Annotated in this window: 11 protein-coding genes and 1 tRNA gene; 9 read left to right on the top strand and 3 right to left on the bottom strand. The window is 57.4% G+C overall.

Features of this window, described 5'->3' with window-relative positions; genetic code table 11:
• Positions 1–205 precede the first annotated feature (205 nt).
• The 7 genes from ED655_RS02930 (at position 206) to ED655_RS02900 (ending at position 8,166) form a co-directional block, all read left to right on the top strand.
• A complete protein-coding gene (locus tag ED655_RS02930; protein ID WP_162993360.1) occupies positions 206–1,135 on the top strand; it encodes a helix-turn-helix domain-containing protein in 930 nt (309 codons plus the stop codon).
• Positions 1,136–1,272: 137 nt separating this feature from the next.
• Entirely contained in the window at positions 1,273–3,582 is a 2,310-nt protein-coding gene (locus ED655_RS02925; protein ID WP_240993467.1) for a sensor histidine kinase NtrY-like, read from the top strand.
• A 20-nt stretch (positions 3,583–3,602) separates the two neighbouring features.
• Positions 3,603–4,988 carry a nitrogen assimilation response regulator NtrX gene (gene ntrX / locus ED655_RS02920; protein WP_122048897.1) on the top strand — a complete coding sequence of 462 codons (1,386 nt, stop codon included), beginning with the start codon at positions 3,603–3,605 and terminating at the stop codon, positions 4,986–4,988.
• A gap of 125 nt (positions 4,989–5,113) precedes the next feature.
• On the top strand, positions 5,114–5,407 hold the full coding sequence (hfq, locus tag ED655_RS02915; protein ID WP_122048896.1) for an RNA chaperone Hfq: 294 nt from the start codon (positions 5,114–5,116) through the stop codon (positions 5,405–5,407).
• A 27-nt stretch (positions 5,408–5,434) separates the two neighbouring features.
• Complete coding sequence (gene hflX / locus ED655_RS02910; RefSeq protein ID WP_122048895.1) at positions 5,435–6,739, top strand: GTPase HflX; 1,305 nt, start codon at positions 5,435–5,437, stop codon at positions 6,737–6,739.
• Positions 6,740–6,794: 55 nt separating this feature from the next.
• A complete protein-coding gene (locus ED655_RS02905) occupies positions 6,795–7,667 on the top strand; it encodes an inositol monophosphatase family protein (protein ID WP_122048894.1) in 873 nt (290 codons plus the stop codon).
• A gap of 79 nt (positions 7,668–7,746) precedes the next feature.
• Entirely contained in the window at positions 7,747–8,166 is a 420-nt protein-coding gene (locus ED655_RS02900; RefSeq protein ID WP_023977894.1) for a host attachment protein, read from the top strand.
• Between the two features lie 121 nt (positions 8,167–8,287).
• Here the strand turns inward: ED655_RS02900 and ED655_RS02895 are convergent, their stop codons facing one another.
• Positions 8,288–9,616: a hypothetical protein gene (locus ED655_RS02895; RefSeq protein ID WP_122048893.1), complete on the bottom strand. Its 1,329-nt coding sequence runs from the start codon at positions 9,614–9,616 to the stop codon at positions 8,288–8,290.
• A 333-nt stretch (positions 9,617–9,949) separates the two neighbouring features.
• Complete coding sequence (locus tag ED655_RS02890) at positions 9,950–11,146, bottom strand: globin domain-containing protein (RefSeq protein WP_240993461.1); 1,197 nt, start codon at positions 11,144–11,146, stop codon at positions 9,950–9,952.
• Positions 11,147–11,226: 80 nt separating this feature from the next.
• Between ED655_RS02890 and ED655_RS02885 the strand changes: the two genes are divergently transcribed.
• Positions 11,227–11,685, top strand: a complete 459-nt coding sequence (locus ED655_RS02885) for an RrF2 family transcriptional regulator (protein WP_122048892.1) — start codon at positions 11,227–11,229, stop codon at positions 11,683–11,685.
• Here the strand turns inward: ED655_RS02885 and ED655_RS02880 are convergent.
• A complete protein-coding gene (locus ED655_RS02880; protein ID WP_122048891.1) occupies positions 11,659–13,113 on the bottom strand; it encodes a SulP family inorganic anion transporter in 1,455 nt (484 codons plus the stop codon). The two genes, ED655_RS02885 and ED655_RS02880, sit on opposite strands and share 27 nt — an antisense overlap.
• A 353-nt stretch (positions 13,114–13,466) precedes the next feature.
• On the opposite strand from ED655_RS02880, the gene ED655_RS02875 reads away from it, so the two are divergent.
• Positions 13,467–13,542, top strand: a tRNA-His gene (locus ED655_RS02875).
• The last annotated feature ends 177 nt before the right edge of the window (positions 13,543–13,719 follow it).

Below are 13,719 nucleotides of genomic sequence, written 5' to 3'. Positions count from 1 at the left end.
TCGCTGCATCATGATGCGCCCCTTTATCCCGGACTTCTGCATTCTCTGAATGAGAAAGATCTGACCGCGCCTTGCCTTACCGGTGCAGGCTCGTCGGGCGCATGATGATCGCAACCGTGTCAGTGCGCTCCTGATGCCGCACGATCGCGCCTCTCCCGGCATGCTTTCTGAAAATGCAGAGCCAGATTTCCGAGGCGCGGCGAACATGGCGCCTCATGCCTTGAAGCATCCTGCACCGGCGAGTCTTGGTTTTGACGGGCAGTCTGAAGCGGTCCGACAGTTGCGAGATCGGCTCGATGCCTGCCTGCCATCGCTCGACGCGCTCATGCTGTGTGGTGAGGCAGGCAGCGGCCGAACAAGAGCTGCACGTTATCTTTGGGTGCAGTCTGCCCGGCCGGGGCGCTTCGTGCCGGTCATTGATCGCCTTTCCTTTGAAGAGGCTCTGGCGGATCAGGCCGGGTGCCTGTTCATCGGTGAGATCGGCCTTGTCGAGCCAGGCCTGCAAGCCAGCCTACTTTTGCTGTTGTGCAATAAACCGGCCAATGAACGCCCGGTGGTGATCTGCACCAGTACATGGACGCCTGCGCGCCTTGTGCAGGATCGCCGCATGGATGAGGCCCTGGCGACTCTTCTGAGCCGACACTGTGTCACCGTTCCTGCCATGCGGGAGCGTCATGACGATATGGGCGCGCTTTGTGCCGTCTGGGCCGAACAGAATGGCGGAGAGGCGGTTTTTCATCCGGATTGTGCCGCCTGGCTAGCCCAGCAGGACTGGCCCGGCAATTTCCGCCAGATATGTCAGCTTTTGTCTCACGCTGCGCAATCCAGAGCGGGCGGGGTTGTGACGGCGTCGCGTCTTGCTGCGTTGCATCGGGTGGACACAACGGCTGATGCCGCCTCTTTCCAGGGGCTTCTGGCGCGTTATCTTCCCTCCATGCTCGATCTTGAAAGCGATGTTCAGGGGTCGCTTCATGCCCGCGTGCTGGCAGAAGTCGAGCGACCTTTGTTCCGTCTCGTACTCAGGGCGACAGAGGGCAACCAGATCAGGGCGGCCGCCCTTCTGGGGATCAATCGCAATACGCTGCGTAAGCGGCTGCAGCTTTTAGGCATCGAGACAGGGCGCACACGGTCATGACAGACAGGGACAAGCCCGTAATCACGCATGTGTCCGACCCCTTCCCGGATGATACTATGCCCGGGAGCGGATCGCAGACAGAGCACGATTCCGCCTTCCTGCGGGTTATACGGCGTGTCAGCCGTCTCAAGACGGCAATGGTTCTGGCCTGCGCGGCGCTGGTCCTGCTGATCACGACATTTGTTGTTCTGGCGCGTGGCCTTTCCTTTGCTTACCGGCCCCAGATCGAATCCGTCGTGTTCCTGCTCGATTTCGTGGTGCTGCTTCTTCTGGGGGCGGCTGTCATCATGCGCGTCGGGCGCATGCTCGCCGAGCGCCGTACCGGTCTGGCAGGGGCGCGGCTCCATGTCAGGCTGATTACGCTTTTCGGCGTGGTCGCTGTGGCCCCAACTGTGGTGATCGGGGGGCTTGCAGCCCTGTTCTTCCATTTCGGAATCCAGATCTGGTTTTCCAACCGTGTGAACACGGCGTTGACCGAAGCGCGTGACGTGGCGGCAGGCTATCTGCAGGAGCATAACGACAACATCCGCACCGAGGCCTTTGCCCTCGCAAATATCATCATCACCGCCAATAATGACGAGATGTATCGCCATGGCGTGGATCTAATGCGTGATCCGGGTCAGCTCGGGATGATGCTGGATGTGGAAGCCACTGAACGCGGCCTGAACGAGGCCGTGGTGTTCGATTCCTACACCAACAAGGTGGTGGCGTCGGGCGGGCTGGCGGCATTGCAGGGCAAGCAGATGGCCCTGCCGCCCAAGGATGCCACGACACTGGCGCGCACCAATGACGTGGCGATTCTCGATAGTCCGGATGAACGTACTGTGCGCGCTGTCGTCAGCCTTGGGCCAAGTTCCGGGCTGATGCTGGTCATCACACGCCCGGTCGATGCCAAGATTCTTGAGCATATGCGCCATACCGATGCGGTCGTTTCGGAATATCAGCGTCTCGATGCGCATCGTTCGGCCATACAGGTGAGCTTTGCGCTGATCTTTGCGCTGCTGGGCCTGCTGGTGCTCAGCATCGGCATGCTGACGGGGCTGGTTCTGGCCAAGCAGATTACCCAGCCTCTCGGCCTCCTGATCCTTGCGGCGCGACGGGTGAGCGAGGGTGATCTGAGTGTGCGTGTGCCTGAAGCGCGTGCCCGCGACGCCCGGCGTGATGATGAGGTTGGCACCCTGTCTCGTGCTTTCAACCGCATGACCGATCAGCTTTCGACCCAGCGTACCGAGCTGATGGAAGCTTATGAGCAGATTGATGAGCGGCGTCGCTTCACCGAAACGGTTCTGTCCGGTGTGTCGGCCGGCGTGATTGGTCTCGATGCGCATCAGGTGATCGAATTACCCAATCGCGCGGCCTCCAGACTGCTCCAGCGTGACCTGGACAGTGGCAAGGGGCAGGCCCTGCGCGATGTTGTGCCGGAATTCGGCACCATGCTCGATCAGGCGCGGGCAGAGCCCGGAGAGGCGCACACCGCGGAAATCCAGATTGATGTCGCTGAGAGAGGGGCTGTGCTTGGCGATGGTCCCAGCGTGGGTACATCCGGTCGCACGCTTCTGGTGCGTGTGGTGGGTGAGCAACGAAGCGATGATTCGACAGGCTATGTTGTCACGTTTGATGATATCACGGCGCTTCTGGCGGCCCAGCGCAAGGCAGCATGGGCCGACGTGGCCCGACGCATCGCTCATGAAATCAAGAATCCACTGACGCCCATCCAGCTCTCGGCAGAGCGGTTGAAGCGTCGCTTCCTGCGCGAGATCAGTTCCGATCCGGAAACATTTGGTCAATGCGTGGATACCATCGTGCGTCATGTTGGCGATATCGGGCGTATGGTGGATGAATTCTCGTCTTTTGCCCGTATGCCGCAACCCGTTCTGAAAGATGAGGATCTGGCGCGTCTGGTGCGCGAGGCTCTGGTTCTCCAGCGCAACGCCCATCCCGAGATTGTCTATGATACGGCTGATGTACCGTCGCGTGGGCCGTTTGTGCATTGTGACCGACGACTGATAGGGCAGGCTCTTACCAATCTTTTGCAAAATGCAGCAGATGCTGTTGCCATGGCGGCAAAGGAACGGGAGGAACGGGGCGAGCCCGACCAGCCATATGACCCCGCCGAGGCAAACGCGGAGCGGCGGTCGACTCAGGGACAGATCCGCGTCGTTTTGGGAGTTGCGGGGGGCGAAGCCATTGTGCAGGTCATTGACGACGGCATCGGTTTGCCTTCTGTTGACCGCCACCGCTTGACGGAACCGTATATCACGCACAAACCGAAAGGGACGGGGCTGGGGCTCGCCATCGTCAAGAAGATCATGGAGGATCACGCAGGTGGAATCAGGCTGGAGGATAGACCGGACGGACGTGGAACCGTCTCGACGCTTACCTTGCCTGTGCGCGAGATGTATGACGCGCAACCCGGCCTTGCGGTCCAGACGAGCAGGGAGCAATGAACTTCTGATGAGGAATGCGCATGGAGCATGAAATCCTGATCGTCGATGACGAGCCGGATATCCGGCTTCTCATCGAGGGACTCCTTCGTGATGAAGGATATGAGACGCGGGTTGCCGCCAATTCGGATCAGGCTCTGGCGGCGTTCCGGGCCCGTCGTCCGTCTCTGGTCATTCTCGATATCTGGTTGCAGGGGTCGCGTCTCGACGGCATCGATCTGCTCAAGACGATCAAGGCTGAGGAACCGGGACTGCCGGTCGTCATGATTTCCGGCCACGGAACGATCGAGACCGCCGTTTCGAGCCTTCAGCACGGTGCCTATGATTTTATCGAGAAGCCCTTTCAGGCTGATCGTCTGATTGTCGTTGTCCAGCGCGCACTGGAAGCCGCGCGTCTGGAGCGTGAGAACGCCGAGCTGCGCCTGCGCTCGGGAAATGAGACCCTGCTTTTCGGTGACGGCCCCGGCATAAGCGCCGTGCGGGGGCAGATTGAGCGTGTGGCGCCCACCAATTCACGCGTGCTGATCACAGGGCCTGCCGGGTCTGGCAAGGAAATTGCGGCGCGGATGGTTCATGCGCGGTCACGCCGTGGTACAGGGCCTTTCATCGCGCTCAATTGTGCTACGCTTGCCCCCAGTCGATTCGAAGAAGAACTGTTCGGAATTGAAGGGCAATCTGATGGCGTGATGCGCCGCACCGGCGTGCTGGAGCGGGCTCACAAGGGAACGCTGCTGCTGGACGAAGTGGCAGACATGCCGCTGGAAACCCAGGGCAAGATCGTACGTGCACTTCAGGACCAGACATTTGAGCGCCTGGGTGGCTCGACCCGGGTCAAGGTGGATGTACGTGTGATCGCCACCACAAACCGCGACCTTCAGGGCGAAATCACCCTGGGACGGTTTCGTGAGGATCTTTATTATCGTCTTGCCGTGGTGCCGCTGCGTCTGCCTTCGCTGCGCGAGCGTCGTGAGGATATTCCTGCACTCGCACAGCATTTCCTGCGCCGTTACGCCGAGAATGCCGGTCTTGCGCCGCGCGAGCTGTCGGTTGATGCGCTGGCTGCACTGCAATCCTATGAATGGCCGGGGAATATCAGGGAGCTGCGCAACCTGATGGAGCGCCTGCTGATCATGATGCCCAATGGTCAGGATTTCATTCGTGCGGATATGCTGCCCAGCACGGTCAGCCAGGGTGCGCCGTCCATGACCCGTCTCGATGCCGGGGCGGATGTCATGGCGCTGCCCCTGCGTGAGGCACGTGACCTGTTTGAAACGCAATATCTGCAAGTGCAGCTCCTGCGTTTTGGCGGCAACATCAGCCGAACAGCAAATTTCGTCGGGATGGAGCGTAGCGCCCTTCATCGCAAGCTCAAGCAGCTTGGTGTGACACCGGAAGACCGGACCTTGTGAGTCTGGAAACCCTATCTCAATAAAGATAAGGTAGGGGCCATAAAGCCGGGAGCCTGTTTCACGCGTTGTCTCCCGGCCCCCCGAACAGGGGCCCCTGCAAACACCTGAAAAGAAGAAGAGCAATCTTGGCCAGAGCAAATCCCACCCCGTCGCCCCAGACCCCCCCTTTTGCCGAATTTCAGGAGGGTGAAACCGTACAATCCCTGTTCCTCCAGCATCTGCAGGAACATGCGCTTCCGGTGACTGTTTTTCTTGTCAATGGCGTGAAACTGCAGGGTGTCATTCCCCAGTTTGATCATGAGACGATCATTCTGCGTCGTGACGGCCACACCCAGCTTGTCTACAAGCATGCGGTAAGCACGATCATGCCTGTCGCTCCCCTGGCGCTTTTTGCTCAGGATGGCGAGTTGAGCCTTTAAGGACTGGAGTTTCCCCAAGACGTGTCAGTGACGACAAGTACGACACCCCCCGCGACACGCGCTGCGGTCATTCTACCCTGGGCGCGCCCGACACCCAATGACGAGTTCCGCGCTGCGGAGGCCCGTCTTGAAGAGGCTGTCGGGCTGACGTCTTCCATCGGTCTCGTTGTCGTCAGGCAGGCCGTTCTGGCGATTCGCGCGGTTCGCCCTGCGACCCTTTTCGGCAAGGGACAGGTTGAGCAGCTGGCCGAGCTGGTGCACGAGAATGACGTCAAGGTCATGATCGTGGACGCGAAACTCTCACCCGGCCAGCAGCGCAATCTCGAGAAGGCGCTGGACTGCAAGGTACTCGATCGCACCGGGCTGATTCTGGATATCTTCGGCGCACGCGCAGCCACCCGTGAGGGTGTATTGCAGGTAGAACTGGCGCATCTGGAATATCAGCGTTCCCGTCTCGTCAGGCTATGGACCCATCTTGAGCGTCAGCGGGGTGGTTTCGGCTTTCTTGGCGGTCCGGGTGAAACCCAGATCGAGGCTGACCGTCGCATGATCGACGAGCGGCTGGTCAGATTGCGCAAGGATCTCGATCAGGTACGCCGCACGCGTGGCCTGCATCGCTCCGCCCGCAAGAAAGTGCCCTTCCCGGTGGTCGCTCTGGTGGGCTACACCAACGCAGGCAAATCGACACTGTTCAATGCGCTGACCGGCTCCGCCGTGCATGCGCAGGATCAGCTTTTTGCGACGCTGGATCCGACCATGCGGGGTTTGCGTCTGCCGTCAGGGCGCAGGGTCATTCTGTCCGATACGGTCGGATTCATCAGTGAATTGCCTACCGAGCTGGTTGCGGCCTTTCGTGCGACACTCGAAGAAGTGGCCGAGGCTGATATCATCCTCCACGTGCGCGATATTGCTCACCCGGATAGTGCCGCCCAGCGTGCTGATGTCATCAACGTGCTGGATGGCATGGTGCGCGATGGCATGCTGGATGAAAACTGGCCCGAGCGAACCATCGAGGTTCTGAACAAGGCCGACCTCATGGGCGGTATCGAGGCTGTGCCCCGCCATCCCGGTTGTGTGGCCATATCGGCCATGACAGGCGAGGGGCTGCCCAATCTTTATTCGATGCTCGATCAGCATATGACGGCGTCGATGAGCCTGACACGTGTGAGCCTCGATATCAGCAATGGTGCTGCGCTGGCATGGCTCTATGAGCATGGCGAGGTGCTGGAACGTCTGGACCGGGAAACCGAGATCACGCTCGATGTCCGGCTGTTCGAGCAGGACCGGTCACGCTTCGGCCAACTCTACCCGGATTGCCTTGTATCTGCCTGAAATCCTCCTGATACTGGATTGAGGGAGGATAACGGTCTGTCCCAGGGAGGAACGATTGAGCGAGGGTGAGGCGATCATGACACCGGTGCGGACACGCACCGTGACGCGGGCGGTGCTGGAGGATATATCCGTGATCGCCCGTGATGCGGCGACACGGATCATCATGCCACGTTTTGGTCGTTTGTCCGAAGCTGACATACGGACGAAATCGTCCCCTTCCGATCTGGTGACGATTGCGGATATCCTCTCGGAAGAGTTTATTGCGGGGGAGCTGGCGCGCCTGTTGCCTGAGGCTGTCCTGATTGGCGAAGAGCGATGCTGCACCCAACCGGCCCTGATCGAACAAGCCGGTAGAGCCCCGCTATGTGTGACCATCGATCCTATTGATGGCACAGCCAATTACGCCGCCGGCTTGCCGGTTTTTGGCGTGATGATGGCCGTTCTCGAGCATGGCGTGCCGGTGGCGAGTGTCATTCATGACCCCGTTACAGGCAGTTCTGCCCTTGCCTTGATGGGCGAGGGCGCATGGACGGAGGATCCTTGCGGGGCAATCCATCCGATGCAGGCGGCACGACCTTTTTCCCGTATCGAGGATGTGACCGGCAAGATCGCTTGGCGCACACTGCCCATGGGTGACACGGAGCGCGCGGATCAGGCGCTGCGTTCCATGACCGGATTATGGGATTTGCGCTGTGCCGCTCATGAATATCGCCTGGTGGCAGGGGGGCACGGGCATGTGCTGGCTTACAGTCGCACGTGCCTGTGGGATCATTGTCCGGGTTGGCTGCTTATGCACGAAGCCGGGGCTTATGGCGCGCGTCTGAACGATGTGCCCTATCATCCCGCTGTGCCAGGAAGAGGCTTGCTCTACGCACCTGACCGCGCCTCCTGGCAGATGATCCGCGACGCCTTGGCCTTGTCGTTCTGAGCATCCTTCAAGTATCTGTGTGAGCAGAAACCGATTTTACCAGCTTGCGTTCATTATTCGTGAATACAGGAGAGGTTTTATGGCTGTTCAGGATCCAGTACTTTATGCAGTCTGCGATGGAGAAAAGGCACGCTTTCTGCGCTATGATGGCCAGCAGATGCGTACGATCCAGCGCTTTGGAGCCCACGACAAGGCAACGGACGCAGCGGGTGATGTCGCCTCGATAAAAGAGCCGCGTTCGGATCCGAAAGTGCAGGTCAAGGAGCGTTTCGCCAGACAGATTGCAGATGAAATCGAGACGGCACTGAACGACAACCCTGCTCTTGAAGGGCTTGTGCTTGCGGCTGCACCTCATGTGCTTCATGACATACGCGAGCATCTGTCCAAGGCGACCAGCAAGAAGCTGATCAAGAGTGAGAGCAAGGACCTCACCAACATTCCTGATCAGGATCTCCTATCTCATTTCGATCGCCCGGCGACGGGTTGGCCAAAGCCCTGAAATTGCCTCGCAATTTCTGGGGATGGTGGCAGGAAGGTCAAACTTCCTGCCTTATGGCCCGCTCGTCCGATGACGAGTCCGATCAGTCACTACTGGAGTCGAATACCGGAGCGGATATCGTTCAGGTGGATAGCTCGGAAGGAATTGCGAACTCCTCCCACTCCAGCGCATTTGTCGAGTCCAGATCATAGGTCCCGTTGGGGTGGGAGCAGAGGTTACCTAGTCGGGATTTGATTAGGTGATGTGGATTACGCGCACTCTTTACGAGTTGAAAGCCGGAGACACGCGGCTCATTTGAGGACAGGATCAAACCTTCTTTCTCGTAGAGATAAAGCGTTTCGTCTCCGATCCTGATTTCGAGAAACAGGTGCCCACCAAAGCGCCTTACCGTAACGGGGCGATGCAGTGCAGCGCCTCCAAGAAGATCGGCGCCGATAAATGTGCGATTGGGGATATCATAGCACAAGAGATGTCCGTGAAAGCCCAATGGCGCTGTAACTGGCCGTTTCATTCCCCATTCGATGAGAGTTGACCGTTCAATCTCCTTGCCATAGCGCGCATAGTTCAGGGGAAGATTGCGGCAGATTGACGCTGCATCCAACCGGCCACGCTCAGAGAGACGGTGGGAAAGGCGACCTATATCGAATGCCCTGCCCAAAAGTGGCTTGAGGTTATCGTGGGCAAATATCGCCGGAGCCAGAAGGGTGCGGTATGACAGATCCGGCCGATGATGGATGTTTCGCAGAAAAAGCGCCTCAACATTGTTGAGGCTCGTGCGACGCTCTTTGGTGAAAACCTCGCGAACCTGTGCATTCGTGCCCTCAGCAAGCGCATTGATCAAGCGGAAAAACTTGTGCCGTCCTGTGAATGCCCGCGGGATGAAATGATCTGAGTAAAAGCTCGGAATCAGAGTGACATCGTGTTTTGCGATTTTTTCTGCAATCAGGCCTGCATGATATGTGTCGTGTTCGTGATCGGGATCGTGCACGATGAATACGCGACCCCCAACATCGTCAGCATCAATGGACATCCCACGTAGTTCATCGCAGAAATATCGGTCGATATAGCCCTGATCGACGTTGCAAATGGCCGGATCCAAAGAATATTTTGGCGCCATGGAAAACACGGTTTTCGCTTTGAGTTTTTTTGACCAACTCAGAGCCGGGTGAGCGCCCATGGAATATCCGAAAACGATCCTGTTTTCTATTGTGTCAAGGCGCGCATTGATCAGCGCGATGACCCGCTCCGCTTCCGGCGATCTGAACCAATGCATTTTCTTGGTCGTGACGCCTATGCTGCGGATGTTGCCAATATGAAGTGGCTTTTCAGCGAAAAACTCTTCTGTGGCACGGTGGCATTGGTCAGCAGCACCAAATGTTATGACGGCGTATTGACTGCCACCCTCAGATTCGTGAACGACCAGATCGTCACCCTCGAAGATAACCGCCATCACATCCTTCCCCCGAAAGCAATGGGGAGTAGGTATCGGAGATACTAAGCAAAATAAAGTAATAAAATATTTCTATTATGCAAAAGTGTATATAAATGGTAAATAATTACTATATCAACAGGGTGTAGCTATTTAATGGAATCACAACTATAACTTAAGAATAAAATACACAATAAAATTTGCTATTTATGTTTGGAAAATAGTCTTTTTATATCATATACGCATGATATTTATCATGATTACAAAATAAACCTGGTCGTTCTTTATAGAATAATTACTGAAAAGATATGGCTGTGCTACGATAATTTCGTATCGCAGCACAGCCATGATTTCTCAGGCAGGGAGTGGTTCGTCCGATCCAAAAAACTCATGGTGCAGGTGTGCGCTCGGAATACCGAGCTGGCGTAGGCCACCGATCAGATCTCGCTGAAAGCTCCGTGGGCCGCACAGGAAAACATGCGCGTCTGGTTCCATGTGATCAAAGACCCATTGGGCCGAGATACGCCCCTGATGGCCCGGCACCGGCAGGCTGTTTCCCTCTCCCGTACTGCTGAACAGGTCGATACGACATGTTTCCGGTCTGGACGCAGCGTCGATAAAAGCTGCGCGGAATGGCATACGACCAAAATCATGATCACCATGAATGAGCCTCATCGGCGGGCTCTTGCAACCGTCAAGAGCCGCAAGAATCATGCTCATGAATGGCGTGATACCCACGCCCGCGCTCACCAGAACCACTGGCGATGATCCGCTTCGGGCAAGGGTGAAATCCCCGGCTGGAGGTGCCACATCAAGCACATCTCCCTCCTTGACGAAGGCATGAAACCAGGACGAGACCTTGCCCTTTGGGTCGTGCTTGACGGAAATGCGGTATCCACCCGAATCCGGAGCGCTGGAAATGCTGTAGCTGCGCCTTGTTGAGAGCCCATCGCGCTCAAGGCGAAAAGTCAGGAACTGACCTGGCTCGTGACGAAGAACCGGTTTGCCATCGACCGGCACCAGCCAGAAGGATGTGATCCTGTCGTTTTCCTCAAAGCGTGACGCAACACGGAATGCGCGCCAGTCACGCCACCCGCCAGGAAGGGCAGCGCGTTCCTCATAGGTTTCGGCTTCGCGTGCGATGAGCACCTCGGCCAGAAAGCGATAGGCGTCAGCCCAAGCATCCAGGATTTCAGGTGTTGCTGCATCTCCCAGGACAGTTTTGATAGCGCCAAGCAGCGCCTCGCCAACCACCGGGTACTGCTCTGGTTTTACCATCACGGCGACATGACGCTCGATGATGAGTCGCAGGGCAGCCTCAAGCTTTTCAGGATGTTCGATATGGCGTGCATAGGCCAGTACGGCGGCTGCAAGAGCGTGGGGCTGACGGCCATTGGCCTGATCGGTCTGATTGAACATGGCCGCAATGGATGGGTCACGCATCAGGGAGCCATACATGGTTTTGGTAATTGTCACGCCGTGGGCTTCCAGTGCCGGGATCGTCGCTTTCACGATGGCTGGTGTGCCGGATTTGAGCGGTGCAATCATCATTCGATTCCCTAAAAGGTGTATTATGCGCACATCTTTTAGGGCTAATGCATGAAAGATGTAAACATGATATATCTTCACATATGCGTCTGACCCTTCACACGGATTATGCTCTGAGGACATTGCTGTATCTCGGCCTCAACCAGGATCGTCGGGTGTCGATCAATGAGATCGCACAGCGTTACGGCATTTCAGAAAACCATCTCGTCAAGATTGTGCATCGTCTTGGGCAGGGTGGCTTTGTGAAGACGATGCGTGGCCGTGGTGGCGGTCTCGTACTCGGCCGCCCACCAGTCGAAATCAATCTTGGAGAACTTGTTCGCTTCACCGAGGAGGACATGGCTCTGGTGGCCTGTTTCCAGACGGGTCAGAATTGTCTGCTCACTGGCGCCTGTCGCCTTCAGGGCCTTCTCGGGGAAGCGCTGGATGCATTCATGGCGGTTCTGGACGGGCAGACTCTTGCCGATCTGCTCAGGCCGCCAGAGCGCAAGGCTCTGGCGCAGCGTTTGCAGGGGTCACATCGAGAGGAGGGGCTCATCTGATTGCTGTGCAATCAGGCCATGACGCCGGCTATGCAGTCCCTCGACGCGAACGGTGATCGATCTGCCCTGCAGCTTGCTGACGATCTTCTCCAGAATATCGACCGATGTGATATCCCAAAATGTCGCATCGGCCAGATTGATCTCGACCACTGGCGCTTTTGTCTGGAAGTCGATCGCATCGTACAGCATGTCAGCCGAGGCGAAGAAAACCTGGCCGTGCACCAGATACAGATCAGCTTCAGCTGACTTTCGGCTCTCCACACGCAGCATGCCCATGGCCCGCCAGGCAAAGAAAACGCCGCTCAGTAGCACACCAACTGCAACGCCAGCTGCAAGATCATGCGTGGTGACCGTGACAATCACGGTGATGATCATGACCAGGCTGGAAAGCTTGGGGTGGCGCATGAGATCACGCAGCGAGCCCCATGCGAAGGTGCTGGCTGACACCATGATCATGATGGCAACAAGCGCTGCCATGGGAACGCGCGCAACATAGCTGTGCAGGAGGACCATCAGGATCAGCAGGAAGGCACCTGCCGTGAAGGTGGAGAGGCGTCCGCGGCCGCCATAACGAAGGTTGCCGACCGTCTGGCCAATCATGCCACAACCTGCGATGCCACCAAAAAGCCCGACCAGGATATTGGAAATGCCGAGCCCGGTACATTCCATACGCGGTGCACCGTGGGTGTCTGTGTGGTCATCCACCACACCCGCAGTCATGAGGGATTCGAGCAGACCCACCGAGGCCATTGCCAGTGCATAGGGCATGACAATCTCGAATGTTTCGAGCGTAAGGGGGACATGCGGCAGGGTAAAGCTGGGCAGGCCGGTGGGCAGGGCACCAAGGTCAGCCACCACATGCACAGGCATCGGGTACCAGATGGTGATGAGTGTGAGAACGACGATACAGATCAGGGGGGAAGGGATGGCCGTTGTCAGCTTTGGGAGCAGGTAGATAATGGCAAGACCAAGCGCGATCAGGGCATAAGTATGCCATGTCACATGCAGCATCTGCGGCACCTGCGCCGAGAAAATTAGAATGGCCAGCGCATTGACGAAGCCGGTTTGCACTTCTTTCGAGACGAAGCGCATGAGCACATGCAGTTTCAGCAGGCCGAATACGATCTGCATGGCGCCAGCGATCAGCGTGGCCAGAAACAGATACTGGATACCGTGATGATGCACGAGCGCTGCGGCAACAAGCGCCACCGAACCGGCAGCGCCGGAAATCATGCCCGGTCGGCCGCCTGTAATGGCAATCGCGACGCTGATGACAAATGACGCGTAAAGCGAGACAGCAGGCGAAACGCCAGCAATATACGAAAAGGCAATGACCTCGGGAATGAGCGCAAATGTGCCCACCATGCCAGCCAGCACCTCGCGCAGCGGGCTGAAAGCCCACTGTGCGCGATAAGTCGAGAGGTTCAAGGGACGATTCCTTTCGTCAGTCAAAGATCAGCAGGGTCTCGTCGTATTCCGGCCCGACGCGGCAATGATGTGCAGAACCTAGAAAGAGCCGTCTCCCTTAGCAAGGGGGGCTGTCTGGAATACGTGTCCGGGATTGCGAGTTATGCTGCCCTGATTGGTATCGACCTGCAGGACGACAAGCGTGCTTCGTGCGTAACGTGCCTCTGCGGGCGTTGAGGGACAGAGCAACATATCCGGGAGGCATCGCTAGCCAGAACAGGTCGATGGCCTGTTTCCTCTCAGGCTGGAAAAGAATCTCGATAAAGGGACTAGACGACAGCCCTGCATTTCTCTAAATCGGGCGTCGCTGTGTGGCGGATGTAGCTCAGTTGGTAGAGCGCCGGTTTGTGGTACCGGTGGTCGCGGGTTCGAGTCCCGTCATTCGCCCCAGCATTTTCCACAAAATATGATCTTTAGTAGCACCGTGAGTGCTCGCGTGTCTCATGTATGCGCCCTGCGCTACGATGCTTCCACGTAGTTTGCTGGACTATTCGGCAGCACGCCAAATGGCGAGCCAGTCACCGCACCTGAATCTCGGCTCTTTCAGATGACCTGGCACACAATGGC

The sequence above is a fragment of the Asaia bogorensis genome (assembly GCF_900465345.1).
Classification (GTDB): Bacteria; Pseudomonadota; Alphaproteobacteria; order Acetobacterales; family Acetobacteraceae; genus Asaia; species Asaia bogorensis_A.
This window is presented reverse-complemented; position numbering and strand designations above follow the sequence as displayed.

Coding starts and splice junctions, on each gene's coding strand:
- ED655_RS02930 (WP_162993360.1), top strand. CDS start 206: ATGGCGCCTCATGCCTTGAAGCATCCTGCACCGGCGAGTCTTGGTTTT.
- ED655_RS02925 (WP_240993467.1), top strand. CDS start 1,273: ATGGTTCTGGCCTGCGCGGCGCTGGTCCTGCTGATCACGACATTTGTT.
- ntrX (WP_122048897.1), top strand. CDS start 3,603: ATGGAGCATGAAATCCTGATCGTCGATGACGAGCCGGATATCCGGCTT.
- ED655_RS02900 (WP_023977894.1), top strand. CDS start 7,747: ATGGCTGTTCAGGATCCAGTACTTTATGCAGTCTGCGATGGAGAAAAG.
- ED655_RS02895 (WP_122048893.1), bottom strand. CDS start 9,616: ATGGCGGTTATCTTCGAGGGTGACGATCTGGTCGTTCACGAATCTGAG.
- ED655_RS02890 (WP_240993461.1), bottom strand. CDS start 11,146: ATGATGATTGCACCGCTCAAATCCGGCACACCAGCCATCGTGAAAGCG.
- ED655_RS02885 (WP_122048892.1), top strand. CDS start 11,227: ATGCGTCTGACCCTTCACACGGATTATGCTCTGAGGACATTGCTGTAT.